The following is a 22,639-nucleotide window of genomic DNA, read 5'->3' on the forward strand; positions in this document are numbered from 1 at the left end:
GACCATGCTGGTGCACTCAAGTGTGCATCAGGTCGGGAAAAGGGCAAATTATTATCATCCGTAATCGTTGTGATGCTGTGACATTCACATTTCATGCGGGTTAACTGACCTTTTCGTGGTTCAGGTTAGGTAAGGCAATATCTGCACCATGAGTGCACTGCGCCGTTTTTATTTAAGTCGCGCAGAAACAAAAACGCCGCAAAGGCTGCGGCGTTTTTTTTGAGATGTTATGCAATTAACTCTGCGGCGGCGGAGGTAATTGTAAGAACGCTTGTACTATCTGGTGATCCCAGGATTTGGTCAGGTTACGCAGATATTCATTATCAGCAGAGAACGAACTGTGTTTAATCGCGCCGCTATCGGTGGCATAAACCACCAATTCAATCGGCGGGCCAACAGTGAGGTTGGAACGCATGGTGGAATCCATGGAAACCAGCGCACAAAGTGATGCTGTATCCAGCGCAGTTTCCGGTTTGATAATGCGATCCAGGATTGGCTTGCCGTATTTGCTCTCGCCAATTTGCAGGTAGGGAGTTTGGTCCGAGGTGGTGATGTGATTCCCCTGGGGGTAAATCAAGGTAACGGCCGGGGTATCCAGGCCAATTTGACCTCCCAGCAGGAAGCTGGCTTCAAAGCTCACGTTGCTGTTGTGCTGGGCATGTTTTTCCTGGATCGCCACGCTGATTTCGCCTACATAGTCGGCGGCATCATGGATGCTGGTTACGGTTTCCAGGCTTACATCTGCCCCATCTTTAATGTCTTTGCGGATCTTGGCGATAACTGACTGGGTAGTAGCCAGGTTTCCGGCGGAGTTGATCACCAGCTGACGGTCGCCCTGAATACCAAAGTGATACATCTTGCTATAGGTGCTGACCTGGTCGACACCCGCATTAGTGCGGGAATCGGAACAGAAAACGACACCTGCGTTGACTTTGATGGCGACACAATAGGTCATAACTACAACCGGAGCTCGGAGAAAAAAGGGCGCCTAGGTTAAGAGCAGGCCAAATCAGCGTCAAGGCAATTTTTGACGACGCCTCAAGTGCACCACTGTGGGGCAAATGGGTGCGCTATTGCCTAACGTGTAACCCATGCAAAACACCGCCTTCAGAGTCAAAGCAATGTTTAATCACATTGTAGAAAGATGGGTCTTCATATTCATAAAATCGAAATAACGCGTAGGCTGCCAAATCTGCTAATTGAATTAACCTTGAGGCTTTTGAATCAAGAAATACTGGCACTTCAGCGTAATTACTGGTTTTCCCCCAGGTGTGACCAGTGTATTTGAATTCCCTGGCCAAGGTCTGAATGCGCTGTTCAGTAGTGGAATTATCGAAAATGATTATGCCTCGTTGCGGATCGTTGTATTTGTTATGCTGGCGTTTAAGGAACAAATCAAACCTGCTCGATAGCTGTTCAAATGCATATTCGACAGGATCTACACCAACCAGAATTTGTTTCCTAATAACCACACCAAACAAGTTAACCCCCTTCGAATGATAATCTGCAATACCTGCTTTTAATGCTGTTTTGATTGCAGTTAATCGATCAATTAATGAGAACGCCTTCCAGCCTTCTCGTCCGGAACGCATAGGTGATCCATGTAATTCGATTAGGTGAGGATCTTCAGGCGAGAATTGTTTTGCTATTTCATTAAGGTTTTGTTCGATCCAATGGGTTCTTCTTTCGAAAATAGAAACTCCGGCAAGAACAAAGTATTTTTGGGCGGGATCGCTGACTGAGCCAGATTCATCAACATACATCAGATGCATATTTTCAATTCCATTTGAATGAAACAGGCCGCCATTAAGGCGGCCTGTGTAAATTGGTAAGCCAGGCGGAATAAATATTCCAGGCGCACTGCGAAAAGGTCAGCACTCCCGACTCACCGTAGAGCCTAAAGATGCACTGGTTTTATGTCAAGCTTCATTTTTCCTGTTTTGCCAATAAGGCTTTTCCTGTTTGTTGTTTATTCCAATGCACATCCATTTGCGGGAACGGAATCGTGATGCCGTGTTCATCAAATGCGATTTTGATTTTTTCGTTCAGGGAAAATCGTACATCCCAATAATCGTCGGTTTTTACCCAGGGGCGGACGAAGAAATTCACACTGCTTGCGCCCAATTCCCCAACTACAATTTGTGGCTCCGGTTCAAACAATATACGTGATTCGGTTTTAATGATTGCCGCGATAACATCGCGAGCGAGACGGATATCATCGTTGTAACCGATGCTGAAAATCATATCGATACGGCGGGTAGCGCGCTTGGAATAATTAGTAATGTTGCTGCTATAAATAGAACCATTCGGAATGATGACTTCTTTGTTATCCCCGGTGCGCAAGGTGGTGGAGAAGATACCGATTTTTTCCACAATGCCGGACGTTCCTGCTGCTTCTACAAAATCGCCATCTTTAAACGGCCGGAAAATTAATAACATAAATCCGGCGGCGAAATTTTGCAGGGAACCTTGTAGCGCCAAACCAATTGCCAGGCCGGCCGCACCCAATACCGCGATAACCGAATTGGTATTTACTCCAAGCTGATCAAGCGCGGCGACAATCACAAATACCAGTAACAGGGCATTCACTAATGATTGGATAAAGTCCACCAGGATTTTATCCAGCTTGGTGTGCCTTAATACTTTGCCTAATACGCGCGCGATAATTTTTGCTACTAATTGACCGATCAGAAAAATCAGTAATGCAACCAGGATTTTCAAACTCCACGGCACAATAAACTTGTCGTAGATAACAATCATTTTAGCTTCTTCGATACCAAACATGGGCAACCTCATATCCATAATTGCATTAAATGGGAAATAGAATTTTGCGACTAATCCTAAAGCCAGGGTATGACCCTGGCATTACAGGATTGAATCAGGCAACTGAACCGGTAGTGCGAACGCGCTTGCTGCCTTTTACTGTTTCTGTCTTACGTGATTCGACGCGCTTTTTGATTTGCGCATCGATGATATTTTTCAATGCAATCAAAAAACCCACCACAATAAATGCCCCGGGCGGCAAGAGCGCAAAAATCATATTGGGATAATCGGCCCCAAACACATTCAGTTGCCAGTTACGCGCTGGCTCGCCAAATAGTAAATGCATATCAGAAAAAATATGGCCAGTACCCAGTAATTCGCGCACCGCTCCCACGCATACCAGCACCAGCAAGAAACCAAGGCCCATCATAAAACCGTCGACAGCCGCGGGTGTTAATTTATGTTTGCTGGCGAATGCATCGGCGCGACCAAGCACCGCGCAGTTGGTGACGATCAATGGAATAAATAAGCCGAGGATTTGATAAAGCTCGTAAGTAAATGCTTTCATCAACAATTCAATACAAGTTACGGCAGAGGCGATAATCATTACGAACGCGGGCAGGCGGATAGCATCGCTAACATAATGACGCAACAGCGATACTGCCGAGTTCGTAGTGGTTAACACCAGTAATGTTGCCAGGCCAAGACCCAGGGCATTGACTACCGTGGAGCTAACCGCGAGCAAGGGGCATAGGCCGAGCACTTGTACCAGCGCCGCATTATTGCTCCAGATGCCTTTTTCAATAATATCTTTGTAATTAACGTCACTCATGGGATTCACCGGTTGACGATGTTGTTGCCGGGGGTTGTACGCTGCTAAATAAACTTTCCTGATTCAATGCGACGAATTCCAGCACGCGTTTTATTTGGCCGACAACTGCACGCGGTGTAATTGTTGCCCCGGCAAATTGATCAAAAGTGCCGCCGTCTTTTTTAACGTTCCATTCTTCAATGACTGGCACCTGCAAACTCTTGCCATCGAAATTTAAAATCCACTGGCTCTTTTTCAATTCGATTTTATCACCTAACCCCGGTGTTTCCTTGTGCAATAAAATGCGCACACCGGCAATAGTCCCATCGCGGTTCACCCCCACGATCATACTGATATCACCCGAGTAGCCATCATGTGCTACTGCGGGAATAATCAATGCAGATATTTCACCGTTACGGCGTGCGCGATGGATTTTGCCGGTGGCATCCACCCCCAAATCGCTCCACCCGGATTGCGGAACGGGAATGGTATCGGTTAATAAATCGTTATCGTGTTGGCTGAGCGGAATAATTTCATAGAGCGCGCGTTGTTGTGCCGCGCGTTCGGCGCTGGCAATTCGATCTTGCGTACCGAGATTGGTCAATGCCAGTGCCCCTGCCGTGGCAAGCGCAAAGGCGGTGAGAATTAAACTGTTTTTGCTGATGGATCTACCAAGCATGATTTGCTCTTTGTTTATTTCACATCGGCTCAATGGCCATCGCGCGGTGTGCTATCGGTCGCACGGCGCGGTTTTTTGTGGCCATAGGTGCGCGGTGTGGTGTAGTAATCGATAAACGGTGCCGCGAAATTTAACAGTAATACCGCAAAAGCAACACCGTCAGGATAACTGGTACCCCAACTGCGAATCACATAAATCAAAACGCCAATCAGCGCGCCGTAAATGACACGCCCTTTATTACTGACCGCTGATGTCACCGGATCGGTCACAATAAAAAATGCACCGAGCATGGTTGCACCGGATAGCAAATGGAAAATCGGCGAGCCACTGGAGTTGGAGCTGCCGCTGTCATAAAAGAGTGTGGCCATAATGGCGAGTGCGGCGAGCATGGAAATTGGTGCGTGCCAGGTAAATACTTTTTTGTAGAGCAAATAAATACCGCCAATCAAAAACGCAATATTCACCCATTCCCAACCGGCGCCAGCCCAACGGCCATTAAATACAGCTTCTTTTTTGTATAAATCGTCCAGCGTTAAACCGGCATTTTGTTTCATGATGTCCAGCACCGTTGCCGAACTGTAACCATCAATGTGTGTGCCGAAGAATATTTTTTCCAGTGCCGCAACGAGGCTCGGTGTCGTTTGACCATCAGACAATAAAGGTAATGGTGTTGGCCATGCGCTCATTTGCAAAGGAAAAGAAACTAGTAATAACGCATAAGCGACCATTGCTGGATTAAACGGATTAAAACCCATGCCGCCATACAATTGTTTCGCAAGTACAATCGCAATAAAACTTGCGCTGATCACTAACCACCAGGGGCAATAAGCCGGTAATGAAACACCGATTAAAATTCCTGTTACCAATGCGCTGCAATCGCGCAAATAAAACATAATCGGGCGCTGGCGCAGCTTCATCACTGCTGCTTCAAATGCGAGGCAGGTGATGCTTGCTAAAAAAACATTGATTAATACACCGATGCCAAAAAAATGTGTAAGCGCCGCTATGCCGGGAAATGTGGCATAGACAACCAAACGCATAATGCGCCCGGTGCGATTGGCCCCGTGGGTGTGGGGGGAGGTGATATTTAATAATGCCATCAGGCAATCTCGTTCAGTTTTTCTTCCAGCCTGGTGACGCCAAGACGGAAGGCTTCAATGTTGGGATCATTTTCTGCTTCGGCTTGAGCCAAACGCTCGCGCGCTTTTTGCAGGCGCAATTGCAATGCCTGGATTTGTTCGGCCCGTTTTTGCCCATCACTTTTGTTTGCCATGGCTGTAGCTTTTTGTCTGGCTTTTTCGATGGCAATCTGCGCGGCAGTTTTTTCCGCTTTCACCGCTACTGGCTCATTTGCACCGGGTTCCGTCAATTGCGCTTCTGTTTCAGCAATTTTTTCGCGCAGTTTGTCCACACCTTGCTGTAGCGCGGCCACATTGATACTGCCGTCAGCTTTTGCTTCAGCAACGCGTTCTTCGGCTTTAGCCAAACGCGAGTGCAAGGATTCGATGTTGCTACGAATTCTATCGGCAGGTGAAATTGCCAGTTTTGCTTGTGCACGCGCGATCGCCGCTGCAATCGGATCGTCTATTGCGGTGGTGGTTGCCACTGCAGGTGTGGTGGCAGTTGGTAATGGTTCCGGGGCAGCTAGCTCCGGTTGGGTCGCTATAAAGTCCGCCAGTTTTTTCTCGGCTTCAGCAAGTTTTAATGCAGCTTGTTTAACACGCACTTGCTGTTTAACAAGTTGTTCCTCGCTGATTACCGGATTGGTTTTATTTGGCACCAGGGGTTTTTGCGCAAACTCAAGTGTGCTCTTCGCCGCATTGACCATGCGTTCGAGTTTTATCTTTTGTTCGTCAGCAGATATTTGTACTGCACTTGCTTTGGCAACTGCCGCAGCAACAATGTCAGTTGTTGTTGCAAGCGCTTCCAGCGGCTCAGAAGTAGCGATAGTTTTTTCCGCCAGTTTTTTCTTCGCTTCTTCTGCTGCTTTTTGGCGAAGCAAACGTTTGGCTTCTTTTTCCGCTTCTTCTTTAGCGATACGCGCCTGACGGAATTCAAACCGCTGGCGAGAGCGATCCGCTTTTTCTTTTTCTATTTCTTGCTGGCGAATGCTGCCTTTGGCGGCGCGGTAATATTGCACCAGCGGAATCGAACTTGGACACACGTAGGAACATGCACCGCATTCAATGCAATCAAATAAATTGTGTGTTTCCAGTCGATCAAAATCTTCTGCTTGTGCATACCAGAATAATTGTTGCGGTAACAAACTGACGGGGCACACTTCTGCACACAGGCCGCAGCGAATGCAGGCTTGTGCCGGTGCGGGCGGCGGCAATTCCTGCTTTCCCGGTGCGAGAATGCAATTGGTAGTTTTAATGACCGGCGCATCCAGATCCAACAACGTGAAACCCATCATCGGGCCGCCCATTACGACGCGTGACGCGCGATTCGCATCAAAACCGTGTTGCTCTAATACGTAGCTAATTGGAGTGCCGAATAACACATCAATATTGCGTTGGGTTTGCAATGCTTCACCCACAATCGTCGTCACACGCGAAATCATCGGTTCGCCGTAGCGCACTGCGCGCCATGCGGCAACTGCGGTTGCGACGTTAACGCAAATCACACCGATATCCGCCGAGTGATGTCCGCTCGGTGTTTCGCGTCCGGTTAATATCTGGATGATTTGCTTTGCGCCGCCCGACGGATATTTTGTCGGGAAAGAAACGACCTGGATTTTTTTTGCTTCGGGATCAGTCACCGCTGCCGCCGCGATTGCCATTTTTAGCGCGGCGATGGCCTTGGGTTTGTTGTCTTCCACACCGATCAATAATTTTTCGGGATGGTGCAAAATATGGCTAAGCAATAACGTGCCCGCAATTAATTCATTGGCGCGTACTTGCATCAACATATCATCAGCGGTGATGTAGGGTTCGCACTCGGCGCCGTTGAGAATTAATGTATCAATGACTTGTGTGGATTTCGGGGCAAGTTTTACGGCGGTGGGAAAACCGGCGCCACCTAATCCGGCCACTCCGGCAGCGCGAATTTTATCGAGCAATTCCAGGCGATCCAGCGCGCGAAAATCAGCGCACTCTTCTTTTTCAATCCACGCATGCAAACCATCGGGCTGGATCACAATGGATTGCGCGGCAATTCCGGAAGGGTGGGGAATTGCCCGGTCTTCAATCGCGATCACCGTTCCAGAAGTGGAGGCGTGGGTATTCGCACTAAAAGTGCCATCGGCAGCGCCGATTAATTGCCCCGCTAACACTGAATCGCCAACCTGCACCACCGGTTGGGCCGGGGTGCCCATATGCTGGTTCAATGGGATGACTAGTAGCGGCGGCAGGGGAATTTCGCCCAGCGGTAATTGCAGCGACTGGTTTTTATTTTCCGGTGGATGAATGCCGCCGGGAATATCCCAAACTCTGGTTAAACTGGTCATTACGCGGCCTTTTCGTCGTCGCTGTTGCGGCGGTCAGAAGCGATCAAATTGAGCTCGTTGGCCACTACATGGAATAGCGGTTTCTGGTTAGTGGTGGGCAGCGTCCATTTCCAGGCATTGAGATCGGTTTGCACTGGAATCATATCGATACAATCCACCGGGCAGGGCTCCACGCACAAATCACAACCCGTGCATTCATCGGCGATTACCGTATGCATTTGTTTAGCTGCGCCGAGGATCGCATCCGTTGGGCAGGCCTGGATACATTTAGTACAGCCTATGCATTCCTCCTCGCGAATAAACGCGACTTTCTTGACCTCGGAATATTCGCCGTGCTCAGTGTCCAGTGACGGGGCAGGTACATCAAGCAAATCGGCGAGGGCATTAATCGTCGCCTGGCCGCCGGGTGGACATTTATTGATGTCTTCGCCGTTAACGATGGCTTGTGCGTAAGGCTTGCAACCGGGATGACCGCATTGGCCGCATTGGGTTTGTGGCAACAACGCATCGATGCGCTCGACCAGTGGGTCACCGTCCACTTTATATTTTACCGCCGCAAAACCCAGGATCGCCCCGAAGGCAGCGGATAATCCACCTAACGCCAGGAGCGCGCTGAGAATCGGGTTTTGCAGGATAACGTCGATCATGATGCTGGCCCGGAATTACTGTGCACTGACCAATCCGCCAAAGCCGAGAAAGGCAAGGGCGATAAGGCCGGCAGTGATCATCCCGATTGATGCACCTTTAAACGGTGCTGGCACATCGGCAACAGCAAGGCGTTCGCGCATGGCGGAAAACAGGATTAGCACCATTGCAAATCCCAGTGAGCCGCCGAAACCGTAGAGCGTCGATTCAAAGAAATTATGTGCTTTCTGGGTATTCAATAATGCAACACCAAGTACCGCGCAATTCACAGTAATCAACGGAAGAAAAATTCCCAGCATGCGATAGAGCAGCGGGCTGGTTTTCTCCATAAACATTTTTACGAATTGCACGACGGCGGCGATAACCAAAATAAACGCGATAGTACGCAAATACTGCAAACCCAGTGGGGCGAGAATCCAGGTATCCACCAGATAACTGCAAATAGAGGCAAGGGTCATCACAAACATGGTTGCGCCGCCCATCCCGATAGCGCTTTCCAGTTTGTTGGAAACGCCCATAAATGGACACAAGCCAAGGAACTGTGCCAGCACAAAGTTGTTCACCAGTACCGTGCTAAGCAGAATGATGGCCAATTCGCTAAGAGTCATGATGTGTTCTGCCGGGAATAAACGAGGTTGTTTGTGGTGTTATAAATTGTAGGTTGCTGGTGAGGAACGAACCGCAACATTCGTCCTCGCAAGCGGCACAATGTATTTTAAATCACAATCGCAAGGATCGGGCTTTCGGTTTGCGCGGGGCGATGGGCATGTTGGGGTTCGTTCCTCACCGCCAACCTACAATAGCGGTGTATTCCGACAAGGAGCGAACCCCAAACATTTATGGGGATTTACATCACCCGTTGCCCTGGCTTCGCACCGCTGTGCGGCTCCAGTAAATACAATTCATTACCGCCAGGGCCTGCCGCCAACACCATGCCTTCACTCATACCGAATTTCATTTTGCGCGGCTTGAGGTTCGCAACAACCACAGTGAGTTTGCCTACCAAATCTTCCGGTTTATACGCTGCTTTGATTCCCGAAAACACATTGCGGGTTTCGCCACCGAGATCCAGCGTCAGGCGCAATAATTTATCTGAACCTTCCACATGTTCTGCATTCGCAATCAGGGCGATACGCAAATCTACTTTAGCGAAATCATCGAATTCAATTTCTGCTGCGATGGGTTCACCGGATTTTTCAGCAGCAGGTGCTTTTGCCGATGTTTTTGCCGGGGCAGCTGCGGCTAAAGATTCTTTACCCGCTTCAATCATCGCATCCACTTTGTCTTTTTCCACGCGCGTTAACAGTGGTTTGAATTCGTTAATTTTTCCACCAGAGCGGAAACTGATGGGCGCATTCCAGCTTAATGTTTCACCAAGGAATTGTTCTGCGTCTTTTGTTAATGCCGGCAACACGGGTTTCAAATAGGTCAGCAACGCGCGGAACATATTAATGCCGAGTGTGCATACCGCTTGCGTTTGCGCTTCGGCGCCTGCTTGCTTGGCAAGTTTCCATGGCTCTTGTGTGGCGATGTATTCGTTAGCGGCATCGGCCAGCGCCATAATTTCGCGCATGGCTTTGCTGTAGTCGCGGCTTTCATAATAGTTGGCGATAGTTTCGCCCGCATCGATAAATTGTTGCCACAACGCCTTATCAGCAATTTCAGTTGCCAATACACCACCAGCATTGTTAATGAATTTCGCCGTGCGGCTGGCGATATTCACTACTTTACCAACCAGATCCGAATTCACGCGCTGGATAAAATCCTCCAGGTTCAAATCGATATCATCCACATTGCTGGTGAGTTTTGCGGCAAAGTAATAACGCAAATATTCCGGATTCAAATGGTCGAGGTAAGTGCGCGCATTAATAAAAGTACCGCGCGATTTACTCATCTTGGTGCCGTTCACGGTTAAAAATCCGTGCACGCAAATTTTGGTCGGCGTGCGCAAATTGGCGGAGTGCAGCATCGCCGGCCAAAAGAGCGCGTGGAAATTTACGATGTCCTTGCCGATAAAGTGATACACGTCGGCAGTGGAGTCCAGCTTCCAATATTCCTGCCAATCTCCACCGGTTTTATCTAACAGGTTTTTCAAACTGGCGATATAGCCGATGGGGGCATCCAGCCACACATAAAAATATTTGCCGGGTTCACCGGGAATTTCAAAACCGAAATAAGGTGCATCGCGGGAGATATCCCATTCCTGCAAACCGGCATCCAGCCATTCGGCCATTTTGTTGGCAACTTCATCCTGCAAGTGACCGGCGCGCGTCCAGGTTTTCAGGAAATCGCTGAACGCGGGCAGGGTGAAGAAAAAGTGTTCGGAATCTTTCGCTACCGGCGTCGCACCGGAAATCGCTGATTTTGGATTGATCAAATCCATTGGTGAATAAGTTGCACCGCATTTCTCGCAGTTATCGCCGTATTGGTCTTCGGTTTTACATTTGGGGCAAGTGCCTTTGATGTAACGGTCAGCGAGGAACAATTGCTTTTCCGGGTCATAGGCTTGGGTAATGGCGCGGGTGGCGATATGACCATTGGCTTTCAAACGGCTGTAAATCAGGTTGGACAGCTCGCGATTTTCATCCGAATGGGTTGAATGGTAGTTGTCGAAATTGATATTAAACGCTGCAAAGTCAGCCTCATGTTCGGCTTTGACATTGGCGATTTGCTGTTCGGCTGAATGACCCAACTGCTCGGCTTTAAGCATGATCGCAGTGCCGTGGGCATCATCGGCACAGACGTAAGTACAATCCACCCCACGTATTTTCTGGAAGCGCACCCAAATATCGGTCTGGATATATTCCACCAGGTGGCCGAGGTGGATCGAACCGTTGGCATAGGGTAATGCACTGGTAACGAGAATCTTACGGGATGATTGAGTCATAGGATTACAACCTGTAACAGTCAGAAGTCAACGCCGAAGGCAGGGCGCAAGGCAAAAATTGGGCGCGCACTATAGCATTTTTGAGCAGCCTTTTCGTAGCGATCCCCTTATATGCCAGCAATTTTGTCAAATTTGCAAAATTGTTAAATTTGCAATTTTGGCGACAATCGCATGATCGAATATTCGACAAAAAAGTGTATTGCTACCGCTGGATGTTGGAAAAATCAGCATTTAAGGCGATTCTTTCCCGGTTTCAGATTATAAAAACGTTGGCGCGGCTCGTGCTAATGACTTCTGTTGCTTAGCAATTTCGTTTTGTTTATCAATGTCGCTGGTTTAAAACGATAAAAATCGACACCTTAACTCATGGACTAACAATGGCTCCTTCATCTCCTGTTGATCAAAGCACATTCCGTCGCATCCTCGCGCGCAATATCGTCTTCCCCCTGGTATTCGGCTTGATTAATGCCGCCGTTTTTATTGTGCTGATTCTGTTTTTACTCAATGCCTTCCGGTGGGTTGAACACACAGAGGCGGTACTGGCTAAATCCCATGAATCATCGCGGTTGATGGTAGATATGCAAACTGGAATGCGCGGATTCCTTATTACCGGTGAAGAACCGTTTTTGAATATCTATCGGCTTGCGCGCCCCAAGGTTAGCCCTGAGTTAACCATGCTGAAGGAAATGGTTGGCGATAACAAAGTTCAGGTAGAGCGCTTGCTACGCATTGAAGCGATGCATGCTGAATGGGTTGCCTACAGTGAGCGCGCCATCGAGATGCGCCGTAATAATGGTGATTACGCGAAGCTGGTGAGCAGTCGCGGGCAACAGGAATTTAATGAAATTCGCCGCGAAATTACTGATTTCCAGGATATGGAAAATAATTTTCTGATAGAGCGCCGCGAAGATGCGCGCAATGTAACCATTATTTCGATAATTGTTTACCTGGCCGTGATGGTGGTGGTTACGGGATTATTAAGTTATTTGGGGCGTCGCGAGTTAGTCCAGCTTTCCAATACCTACAACGACTCCCTTGAAGAGCGTCGCCGCCATGCCGAAACACTTGAACAACAAAATTGGCAGCGCGCAGGGCAGGCACGCCTTGCGGAACAAAGTATTGGCCAGGCTTCCATGGGCGCGCTGGGGCAAATCATCCTGGATTTCCTTGTCCATTACCTGGGTGCATCGGCTGCCGCTTTTTATTCGCGCCGCAGCGGTCACCATGCATTGCAACGGATCGCGAGCTACGGTTTCCGCCATGATATGGCCGATGCGCAGCAAACCCTGGAAGCGGGTGAGAGTCTGGTGGAACAGGCTCTGTTATCCAACCGCATAATTGAATTAAACGATGTACCTGCGGATTACGTAAAAATTAATTCCGGATTGGGTGAAGCTGTACCGCGCCATATTGTGATGGTGCCGGTGGCCCACGATGATCAAACCAACGGTGTTATTGAATTAGGTTTTTTGCATGCGCCGGCAACACGCGATATTGAATTCCTGAAACTCGTTGCCCCGAATATCGGCAATTCGCTGGAAATGGCGATTAATCGCCGTCGCCTGCAGGATGTATTGGAAGAGACACAACAACTCAACGAAGAGTTGCAAGTACAACAAGAAGAATTGCGCACCGCCAATGAAGAACTTGAAGAACAATCGCGGATATTGGAAGAGTCGCAGGCATTGTTGGAAAACCAAAAAGCAGAATTGGAACAAACCAACGAAAAATTATTGGACCAGGCTGTCGTGCTGGATCAAAAAAATGTTGCGCTCAATACCATCCAGGTGGAATTGGAAGAGCGTGCGGCCGAGCTGCAACGCGCAAGTAAATACAAATCTGAATTCCTGGCCAATATGTCGCACGAATTGCGCACTCCATTAAACAGCTCGATGATCCTGGCAAAATTGCTGGCCGAAAATGCCAAGGGCAACCTCAATCCGGAGCAAGTACAGTTCGCCAACAGTATTTACTCTGCTGGCAATGATTTGCTGAATTTGATTAACGACATCCTTGATATCTCCAAAGTCGAAGCCGGTAAACTGGAATTGGCTCCAGAGGTGATTCCAATCCAGCGTTTGGTCGATTCATTGCGCCTCACATTTGAACCATTAGCGACGCAAAAAAAACTGGAGTTTTCGGCCGCGATTGAAGCGGGCACATTGCCGTCGATTTTTACCGACCATCAACGCCTTGAACAAATCCTTAAAAATTTGCTCTCCAATGCCATCAAATTTACCGAGCAGGGCAAAATCAGTATTGCTATCGCCCCCGCGCCGGATAATGGAATTTCATTCGCAGTAACCGATTCAGGAATTGGTATTGCCATCGAGCATCAAACCTTAATATTTGAAGCCTTCCAGCAAGCGGATGGCAGCATCAGTCGTCGCTACGGTGGCACCGGTTTGGGGTTATCGATTTCGCGTGACCTCGCCAGTTTGCTGGGCGGCAGTATCAGCGTGAGCAGCACACCGGGAGTGGGCAGTACATTTACGCTGGTATTGCCGGCGGAATTATCGCTTGCGCTTGATGAGCCCGTTCCAACACCCGTGCCAGAAAAACCACAGGCTGCTACTCCAGCGATAGAAAAAATTGCTGACAATAAAGTGCAACAGCCATCAACCGAAAAACGTTTCTTTAATGATGATCGCGATAAAAACACCGATGCCACTCGCAGTGTACTTATCATTGAAGATGATGCGGATTTCGCCAGCATTCTTTATGACCTTGCGCACGAATTGCAATATCGTTGCCTGGTAGCAGAAACCGCAGGGGAAGGTTTACAGATTGCGAGTGATTTTATCCCTGATGCGATATTGCTCGATATCGGCTTGCCGGATACCTCGGGTTTGAATGTGTTGCAAAAATTAAAAGCAAATCCGCTGACGCGCCATATACCGGTGCACATTGTGTCTGCGGCGGATCGCAGTGAAGCTGCCTTGCAGATGGGCGCGGTAGGTTATATGAGTAAACCTACAACCCGCGATCGTTTGAAAGACGTATTCGATAAACTGGAAGACAAACTCACGCGCAAAGTAAAACGTGTACTGCTGGTGGAAGACGATGCGTTACAACGCCAGAGCGTAGTGAAATTAATTGGCGATGAAGATATTGATATCACGGCGGTTGAGTTGGGCGAAGAAGCCATTGAGTTATTACGCACCACCATTTTTGATTGCATGATCATCGATTTGAAATTGCCGGATATGCAAGGCCATGAATTGTTGCAACGCATGTCCACGGAAGATATTTGTTGTTTCCCGCCAGTGATTGTATACACCGGCCGCAACCTGACGCGCGCGGAAGAAAATGAACTGCTGAAATATTCCCGTTCGATCATTATCAAAGGTGCACGCTCGCCGGAGCGCTTGTTAGATGAAGTCACGTTGTTCTTGCACAAGGTTGAATCGGAATTATCCAGTGAGCGCCAAAGTATGTTGAAAACCGTGCGTAGCCGTGACCGTGTATTGGAAGGTCGTCGGGTGCTGCTGGTGGATGACGATATGCGCAATATTTTTGCGTTAACCGGTGCGCTCGAACAAAAAGGCGCAATTGTGGAAATTGCGCGCAATGGGTTGGAGTCGCTTGAAAAACTGAATGAAGTTCCGGAAATTGATCTGGTATTGATGGATGTGATGATGCCGATAATGGACGGGCTTGAGGCCATGCGTCGCATCCGCACGGATGTGCGTTTCCAGAAGTTACCGATTATTGCGATCACCGCCAAAGCGATGAAAGATGACCAGGAGCAATGTTTAAAAGCGGGAGCATCGGATTATCTGGCGAAACCAATTGATATTGACAGGCTCTATTCATTATTACGGGTGTGGATGCCCACTATGGATCGTATCTAGAGATGAGCCTGATTAATGAATAACCCTACCAGTATTGACATCGAACTGAAGTTATTAATCGAAGCGATTTATCTGAAATACAGTTACGATTTTCGCGATTACGCTGGCGCTTCACAAAAGCGCCGCGTTTTTCATGCGATGACGCAATTGCACTGTGAATCGATTTCAGAGCTTCAGGCAAAAGTATTGCACGACCCTGATACCTTTATGGAGTTGCTGCAATACCTCACGATCCCGACGACCGAAATGTTCCGCGATCCGGAATATTTCCTCGCATTACGCGAACATGTCGTGCCGTTTTTAAAAACCTATCCGTCATTAAAAATCTGGATTGCCGGTTGCAGCACCGGTGAAGAACTTTACTCCATGGCGATACTGTTAAAAGAAGAGGGATTACTGGAGCGCAGTATTATCTATGCCACAGACATTAATCCTCATTCACTTGAAAAAGCCAGGAAGGGAATTTTTTCGTTAGAGCGCGTGCGTAATTACACCGCGAATTACCAGGCCGCCGGTGGCAAACAATCGTTTTCGGATTACTACACTGCGGCATACGATGGAGTGTTATTTGATCGCAGTTTGTGTGAAAACGTGAGCTTTGCCGATCACAGCCTCGCGACCGATAGTGTATTTTCTGAAACGCATTTGGTGTGTTGCCGCAATGTCATGATTTATTTTAACCCTGCACTGCAAGAGCGGGCGCTGGGGTTATTTCATGAATCATTGTGCCATCGTGGCTTCCTTGGCCTGGGCAGCAAGGAGAGCATTGATTTTTCCAGCCATGCAAATCATTTTGAGCCTTTGGTAAAACCCCAGCGCATTTATCGCAAATGTTAAGGCGTCATTGCTATGGCTAACGCGTACTCCGGAAAATTTTTTGATCGCACACTGAGTGTCGATACGCTCACCAAAAAGTTAGGTAATCGGCGCATCGATGCCATTGTGATTGGCGCTTCAGCAGGCGGTATCCGGGCATTGATGAAAATCCTCGGCACCTTGCCGGCGCATTGTCAGGTGCCGATTATTATTGTTGTACATATGCCGGACTCGCGGGAGTCGCGCCTGGCGGAAGTTTTCCAGCATCATTTTGCGATGGCTGTTAGGATGGCGGAGGACAAGCACCGTATTGCACCGGGGCATATTTATTTTGCCGGGTCCGGTTATCATTTGTCGATTGAGCGCGACCGCAGCTTTTCCCTGAGTTGTGAAGAGCCGGTACATTATTCGCGGCCCTCGATTGATATCTTAATGTCATCGGCGGCGGACGCGTACGGCGCATCACTGGCGGGTATTTTATTAACCGGGGCCAACCAGGATGGCGCAGAAGGTATGGCCTGTATTAATAAGGCTGGCGGGCTCACGATTATCCAGGACCCGCATGAAGCGGAAATGGCAATTATGCCGCAAGCAGCGCTTGATTTATTTACGCCGGATTTCGTTTTGCCGTTGGAAGAAATCCGGCAGCTAATATTTAAATTGGAGATATCTTGATGCAACGCACCAAGCTACTCATTGTTGATGATTTGCGAGAAAACTTGCTGGCACTGACGCGGATTATCGAACAGGATGATCGTGAAATTTATCAAGCCTCTTCCGGCGAAGCGGCGCTGGCATTATTGCTTGAACACGATTTTGCATTAGCAATTCTCGACGTCATGATGCCGGATATGAATGGTTTTGAATTGGCGGAGCTAATGCGTGGCACGGAAAAAACCCGCCATATTCCCATCGTATTCGTCAGCGCCGGCGGCAAGGAATTAAATTACGCATTCAAAGGTTATGAAACCGGCGCGGTAGATTTTCTCCACAAGCCATTGGATATTGCTGCGGTCAAAAGCAAAGTGAATGTGTTTGTTTCGCTCTACCAACAACGGATTAAAGTAAAACAACAAGTGGAAGCCCTGGAACAAAGCCAGCGTGAACTACATGCAACCCAGCTTGAGTTAGAGCGGGCGTTAAAAATGCGCGATGATTTTATGTCATTGGTCGCACATGAATTAAGGACACCTCTGAATACTTTGCATCTGGAAACCCAGGTGCGCCGCGTGCGGTTGCAACGCGAAGATATCGCTGCATTTAATAAGGAATCATTAAATTCGATGGTGGAGCGTGATAGCCGCCAAATCCAAAGCATGATTCGTTTGATCAATGACATGGTGGACGTCTCCCGTGCAACAACCGGTACACTGTCCATCCGCCCCGGCAGCGTTAACCTCGCGCAACTGGTAACGCGTATCGTCGGTGATTTCTCCCAGCAAGCGCATCTGGCCGGCTGTTGTTTCAGGCTCGATCCCGTCCCGGAAGTTATTGGTGAGTGGGATGAATTCCGTGTTGAACAAGTGCTGGTTAATCTCATCACTAACGCGTTGCGCTATGGTGGTGGCAAACCGGTAAAAATCAGTTTTTCATTAACCGATGATTATGTAGAAATTCATGTTCAGGATCAGGGCGCAGGTATTCCCGAAAGTGAACAGCAGCGTATATTTGAAAAGTTCGAACGCCTGGGTAACAACCAGGTGAAAGAAGGGCTGGGCATGGGGCTATACATTGCACGGCAATTGGCAGAAGCCCACGGTGGGAAATTAACTGTCAGAAATACACCGGGGTCCGGTGCATGTTTTACGTTATGTTTGCCTTTCACGCACAAACAAGATTAAAGAATACATATCGCGTTGGTGTGAAAGTGTATGAAAATTCCCAGGCATTGATTACAAAAACATTCAGGTATGGCTGGATTTTAATTGTTGTTACAACGCCGCCAAAATTCCAAGTAATTCCTGGAGGTCGACCGGCTTTACCAAATGATGATCGAAGCCGGCGTGTAATGATTTTTTCCGGTCGCTATCCTGCCCATACCCGGTAATCGCAATAATCAGCGCGGTTGAAGTTTCACTGTGGTTGCGCAATAGTTTTACCAGTGTAATTCCATCCATATCGGGTAAACCGATATCGAGTAAACAAATGCGCGGTGCGTTAATGCTAACCTGATCCAATGCCGCTTTAGCGCTGTGCGCGATGCTGACTTTGTATCCTGCTATTTCCAGGATTGTCCCCAGTGTTACCGCTGCGTCAACATTATCGTCCACAATCATAATGTGTTGCGGTGTCTTCACGGATTTCAATTCAGAATAAACGGTTTGGGTTGATGCCGGTGCCTCGGTAACGCGCGGCAGCGTTATTGTAAACGTGCTGCCTTTGCCCAAGCCCGCGCTGTGTGCGGTTACCTGGCCGCCGTGTAAATTTACCAGGCTTTTGACAATAGCGAGCCCAATTCCCAAACCACCTTGTGCGCGGTCTGAGCTCCTTTCCGCTTGCGCAAACATATCAAAAACATGGGCGAGCACTTCAGGCTCCATACCAATTCCATTATCCGTCACCGAAAAAATAACGTTGGTATCATCGACTACAACGCTGAGGGAGATCTGTCCTGCGGGCGGCGTATATTTAGCGGCATTATTTAAAATATTGGCGATGATTTGCACCAATCGTTTTTGATCGCCAAAAATGGATGCGGTTAAGGGTAAATCCAGTACGGTTAACTGATGTTGCCGTGCATCGATTAATGGCCGCACTTGTTCGACGGCACTCGCGACAATTTGCCATGCATCCTGCACGCCTTCATCCAGTGTAACCAGACCGCGCGAGACCCTGGATACATCCAGTAAATCATCAATAAGGCCGGTCATGTGGCGCACTTGCCGCGAAATAATTTCACTGGTCTGCTGGATTTTTTTTCGATCCAGTGTTGGAACACGCAGTAATTCGGACGCGGCGCTAATCGGTGCGAGTGGATTGCGTAATTCATGCGCAAGCATTGCAAGGAATTCATCTTTACGTCGGTCAATTTCCCGCATTTCATATTGCCGTGTTCGCGCTCGCAACGCAGAGGCTGCCGCGCTCACTAACGTTACCGTGCTAACAGGTCGATCCAATAAAGTGATATTTCCCAATAATGCGTAGCGCCTGCGCATATCGGGGGTATCGGGTGCTATTTGTCGTAGCACCAGAAATGGAAAATCAGACCAGCTGGGCTGGCTCTCCAGAAATGGACGAATCCGTTTTAAGAATTCATGTGTAAGCGCCTCATCCGCAACAATTAGCGCTCCGGCATCTTTATTTATCTCTTCAAAGGTTTCATTAATGTGCGTGCACACTTGGCAAGTCATTTGTGCACGTTCCAGAACGCCGGCCAGGAGCCGTCCATCCTTACCAGTGGGTGCGTAAATTAGTAAACGATTTTCCATTCCCATATTCATCACGCCTTACGCAACCGCTTCTAATAGGCCATCAATATAATTAAATAAAATTTTATTTACTCCAACGGACTTTGGTATGGAACCTGATGCTGAATATGAACATCCGACGCATTTATAAAACTGGGTACGCCGGTTAATATTCCCTGGAAATTATTAAGCACTGCACCCACAGTAATTCCCTGCGAGGTAATTTCAAAACGCCGCAATGCGGTTTCGTGCGCGCTACCGCGTTTTTTGAATACAGAAATTGCTTTTTCAACGGCTCCACGCGCTTCGAAGTAGCGCAGGATCAATACATTGTCCGCCATGTAACTGACGTCGATACCCGTTGACATAGGCCCCACAATACCTTGATGCACACCGATAAGGAACGTTAATACACCGCGTTGCCCCAGATAGGTCAGCACATCGTGTAAATGTGTTGCTAGGAAACGTGCATCCGGCATCGCGTTCAAATATCCATTTAAGCTATCAATGACAATCACCTTCGCGCCGTTATCGGCCAGTGCTCGCACACTGTGCGTGAATTCTCCCGGCGACATTTCAGCGGGATCAATTTGGTTAACCGTTAACAAACCGGATTCATAGGGCTCGTGTAAATCAAGGCCTATTCCTTTGCTGCGGTTAAGCAGTGTATTCAGCGATTCTTCAAACAAAAAGATGGCCGCTTTTTCGCCGCGTGCTGTAATCGATTTTACGAATTGGCAAGCCAAACTGGATTTACCGGTACCGGGTGGCCCTGAAATAAACGTGCTTGAACCTTCTTCAATACCGCCACCCAATAACGCATCGAATCCTGCTAGCCCGCTTCGAATCTGATTGCGTTCTGCCAGGTGTCGTGATTCAGCAACAATCACATTCGGGTACACCACAATACCGCCAGTGATAATACTGTAATCGTGTGGGCCACGTCGGTAATTAATTCCGCGATATTTCAGAATACGCACTACACGCCGCTCAGCGCCGTAATCAGAATCAAAATGTTGCAACGAAATAACGCCGTGCGCAATGCTGCGCACCTGCAAATCCTGTCGCACGGACGATTTATCATCCAACAATAGCGCAGTGCAAGAACGATTCGCAAAATATTGTTTCAAACCCAATACGTGCCGACGATAACGCAAAGGATTGCCGGATAGCAATTGCAGTTCTGACAATGAATCCAGCACAACACGCGTTGGATTCATTTGCTCAATCATTTCAAGGATAAGATTGTTTGTCTCACCCAGTTCAACTTCTGACGGATGTAATGCTGTGTATTGTTCAGCGGGATCGAGCAAGTTAGCTTCTTGAATAACTTCATGGATAGTCACGCCCTCTAATGAAAAACCATGCGCCTGTGCAACCGCGCGGAGTTCAACTTCATTTTCGGAAAGCGTGATATATAAAACTTTCTCACCTTGCTTCGCACCTTCAATCAGGAATTGGATGGCCATGGTGGTCTTGCCTGCACCGGGGTCACCCTCCAGCAAATAGAGCCGTTCTTTCGTCAGGCCACCGCCCAGAATATGGTCAAGGCCGGGGATACCGGTAGAGATAAAATCTTTGCTCACAGTATTTTGAGTAACCATGTTTGTTTCCTTTTTCTGGATGTTACGGGGGCCGGGTTGTACATGAGCCGGTGTAACGAAAGCGCTTACAATGGTATAGATTGCGTTGATTGCCAGAAATTCAAATCCGAAGGAGATCCAAATCCCAAAAAATTAAATTTTCGGTATTTGTAAATAAAAAATGCTAAAAAAATGCGTCCAATTTGGATTCCACCGTTCATATTATGTTCATTTTCAGCGGAAAAATCGTCATTATCTGGATAGATGGACAATGTGAACTAACCATCCGGGTCGAGCCAGCCATGTATTAATTTATATTGTTTTGTATAAATTTTTATGTGTGGTTAACAGGGATTGGTATTTTTTGTTGGCTTTTGCTTTTTGCCAAAATTGGTAAAAAATTTCTGCGCTACGGACTTTTTCGTCATCGGGTACAAGAGGCAACATTTCCCTTCCATGTGCACCGCTTTGTCCCTTTTTATCTTGCGGTACCGGTCCGTCATATTTTTTTCCACTTTTATGGTTGGCATAGCGGCGGCTGCGGGTATAACCCATTTGCAAAAATTTTCGGGCCATATCTGCACCCACAAAATCATCATCGCTTAAATATTGTTTAAACAAGGTATAAATTTTCTGTGAGGATTTTTTTGCCAGTTCAGGCGTTTTGAATTTCCAGTAGGGCAGTATTTCGCTTTTGTAAGGTTCAACCAATAACACACCTTGTTCACCAACACCGGTTCGGTAAAGTTCTGGTTGCTCACGCAGATTCAGGTTTTTGTAATCCAGTGAATAATTAAATTTTGCGAAGGACATATCCGGTTTTCCTATCGAGCATCATCAGCACCACGACTCACATTATCGCCATCACTTTCTAACAGACCTCCAGCGCACACTCTGGTTCGCCCAGCGCAAATCCGCGTAGTGCAACGTCATCCCGCTCAATGGTAAACCACCAAAACAAAGTGTTACTTAAACGCTCATTGTTTCCCGTGTAATGTCATGTAATATTTTTGGCGTTCCAGTTTGCATAGTCTCTGCGACTCCAGTCACAGGATCGACCAGAGCGGTATCAGCAATGCAGGGATTGCATCAGGGAAATCTGGATAAGCTCTGTTTTGCTGCGATGGAATTATGGAAATCAAAAACGCACTACTCCTCTGCCTGTTCCTAATCCCCTCACTCGTTCTCGCCCACGGCGGCAGAACAGATAAATACGGATGCCACAACGACAGAAAAAACGGCGGCTACTATTGCCACAACAGCGGCACAATTCCTCAAACTCAGAATTTCCGCGCATCGGATAATTCAGCAGCTACAAATTCCACAAGACCACAATCCCTAAAAACCCAGCCTGCAAATTCCCAAATGCGAGAAACCAATCTCGCTGCGTATAAAAAATTGGTTTTAGAAACGCAATCCGCATTAAACAAACTTGGTTACAACGCTGGTAATCCTGACGGTGTTTTGGGAAAACAATCTATAAAAGCGATACAGCATTTTCAGGTGGATAATGAAATGGTTGTGGATGGTAAGGTGAGTCATTTGTTGTTGGAGGTTTTGTTGGGGAAGGTGGGGTGAGGGCGGAAAAGTGCCCAAAACGGATATTTAGCTTTATTACATCCATAAAGAGAAAAACAATAAATTGACCAATACCGGTCTGTCGTAAAAATTATTTTGATTGGGGGGAAAGTTTGACTTCCCAGACTTTACTAGACACCCGAAAGCCTCATAATCTAACTTCAAGAT

General features: G+C 47.8%; 18 protein-coding genes. 5 read left to right on the forward strand and 13 right to left on the reverse strand.

The features are described from left to right. Positions 1-235 precede the first annotated feature (235 nt). The 10 genes from A596_RS20525 to metG all read right to left on the reverse strand — a co-directional run bounded on the left by A596_RS20525 (position 236) and on the right by metG (position 11,233). Positions 236-955, reverse strand: a complete 720-nt coding sequence (locus A596_RS20525; protein WP_039918379.1) for a proteasome-type protease — start codon at positions 953-955, stop codon at positions 236-238. 115 nt (positions 956-1,070) lie between these two features. Further along, complete coding sequence (locus tag A596_RS20530) at positions 1,071-1,772, reverse strand: DUF3800 domain-containing protein (protein WP_084128729.1); 702 nt, start codon at positions 1,770-1,772, stop codon at positions 1,071-1,073. Positions 1,773-1,926: 154 nt separating this feature from the next. Next, positions 1,927-2,784 carry a mechanosensitive ion channel family protein gene (locus tag A596_RS20535; protein ID WP_039918382.1) on the reverse strand — a complete coding sequence of 286 codons (858 nt, stop codon included), beginning with the start codon at positions 2,782-2,784 and terminating at the stop codon, positions 1,927-1,929. A 94-nt stretch (positions 2,785-2,878) separates the two neighbouring features. Then, entirely contained in the window at positions 2,879-3,595 is a 717-nt protein-coding gene (locus tag A596_RS20540) for an electron transport complex subunit E (protein ID WP_039918384.1), read from the reverse strand. Continuing rightward, positions 3,588-4,253 (reverse strand): electron transport complex subunit RsxG, encoded by a 666-nt coding sequence (gene rsxG / locus A596_RS20545; protein ID WP_039918387.1) that lies wholly within the window; start codon positions 4,251-4,253, stop codon positions 3,588-3,590. The genes A596_RS20540 and rsxG overlap by 8 nt, the downstream gene beginning before the upstream one ends. 29 nt (positions 4,254-4,282) lie before the next feature. Then, complete coding sequence (gene rsxD, locus A596_RS20550; RefSeq protein ID WP_039918389.1) at positions 4,283-5,353, reverse strand: electron transport complex subunit RsxD; 1,071 nt, start codon at positions 5,351-5,353, stop codon at positions 4,283-4,285. Then, positions 5,353-7,701: an electron transport complex subunit RsxC gene (gene rsxC, locus A596_RS20555; RefSeq protein ID WP_039918392.1), complete on the reverse strand. Its 2,349-nt coding sequence runs from the start codon at positions 7,699-7,701 to the stop codon at positions 5,353-5,355. The genes rsxD and rsxC overlap by 1 nt, the downstream gene beginning before the upstream one ends. After that, positions 7,701-8,348, reverse strand: a complete 648-nt coding sequence (rsxB, locus tag A596_RS20560) for an electron transport complex subunit RsxB (RefSeq protein WP_039918394.1) — start codon at positions 8,346-8,348, stop codon at positions 7,701-7,703. The genes rsxC and rsxB overlap by 1 nt, the downstream gene beginning before the upstream one ends. 15 nt (positions 8,349-8,363) lie before the next feature. Beyond that, on the reverse strand, positions 8,364-8,954 hold the full coding sequence (gene rsxA, locus A596_RS20565; RefSeq protein ID WP_039918396.1) for an electron transport complex subunit RsxA: 591 nt from the start codon (positions 8,952-8,954) through the stop codon (positions 8,364-8,366). 239 nt (positions 8,955-9,193) lie between these two features. Beyond that, on the reverse strand, positions 9,194-11,233 hold the full coding sequence (metG, locus tag A596_RS20570) for a methionine--tRNA ligase (protein ID WP_039918398.1): 2,040 nt from the start codon (positions 11,231-11,233) through the stop codon (positions 9,194-9,196). A 377-nt stretch (positions 11,234-11,610) separates the two neighbouring features. On the opposite strand from metG, the gene A596_RS20575 reads away from it, so the two are divergent. The 4 genes from A596_RS20575 to A596_RS20590 are packed head-to-tail and all read left to right on the forward strand — an operon-like array spanning position 11,611 to position 17,744. After that, a complete protein-coding gene (locus A596_RS20575) occupies positions 11,611-15,087 on the forward strand; it encodes a response regulator (RefSeq protein WP_039918400.1) in 3,477 nt (1,158 codons plus the stop codon). Between the two features lie 15 nt (positions 15,088-15,102). Further along, entirely contained in the window at positions 15,103-15,924 is an 822-nt protein-coding gene (locus A596_RS20580) for a CheR family methyltransferase (protein WP_039918402.1), read from the forward strand. Positions 15,925-15,936: 12 nt separating this feature from the next. Next, positions 15,937-16,578 carry a chemotaxis protein CheB gene (locus tag A596_RS20585; RefSeq protein WP_084128732.1) on the forward strand — a complete coding sequence of 214 codons (642 nt, stop codon included), beginning with the start codon at positions 15,937-15,939 and terminating at the stop codon, positions 16,576-16,578. After that, positions 16,578-17,744 (forward strand): hybrid sensor histidine kinase/response regulator, encoded by a 1,167-nt coding sequence (locus A596_RS20590; RefSeq protein WP_039918404.1) that lies wholly within the window; start codon positions 16,578-16,580, stop codon positions 17,742-17,744. The genes A596_RS20585 and A596_RS20590 overlap by 1 nt, the downstream gene beginning before the upstream one ends. A gap of 90 nt (positions 17,745-17,834) precedes the next feature. On the opposite strand, the gene A596_RS20595 is transcribed toward A596_RS20590, so the two are convergent. The 3 genes from A596_RS20595 to A596_RS20610 form a co-directional block, all read right to left on the reverse strand. Then, positions 17,835-19,253 carry a hybrid sensor histidine kinase/response regulator gene (locus A596_RS20595; RefSeq protein WP_200882980.1) on the reverse strand — a complete coding sequence of 473 codons (1,419 nt, stop codon included), beginning with the start codon at positions 19,251-19,253 and terminating at the stop codon, positions 17,835-17,837. 146 nt (positions 19,254-19,399) lie between these two features. Further along, entirely contained in the window at positions 19,400-20,914 is a 1,515-nt protein-coding gene (locus A596_RS20600; protein WP_039918409.1) for an ATPase domain-containing protein, read from the reverse strand. Positions 20,915-21,205: 291 nt separating this feature from the next. Next, complete coding sequence (locus tag A596_RS20610; protein ID WP_039918413.1) at positions 21,206-21,706, reverse strand: DUF4385 domain-containing protein; 501 nt, start codon at positions 21,704-21,706, stop codon at positions 21,206-21,208. 318 nt (positions 21,707-22,024) lie between these two features. Between A596_RS20610 and A596_RS20615 the strand changes: the two genes are divergently transcribed. After that, entirely contained in the window at positions 22,025-22,471 is a 447-nt protein-coding gene (locus A596_RS20615; protein WP_039918416.1) for a peptidoglycan-binding protein, read from the forward strand. Positions 22,472-22,639 lie beyond the last annotated feature (168 nt).

The sequence above is a fragment of the Cellvibrio mixtus subsp. mixtus J3-8 genome (assembly GCF_000766945.1).
Classification (GTDB): domain Bacteria; phylum Pseudomonadota; class Gammaproteobacteria; order Pseudomonadales; family Cellvibrionaceae; genus Cellvibrio; species Cellvibrio mixtus_A.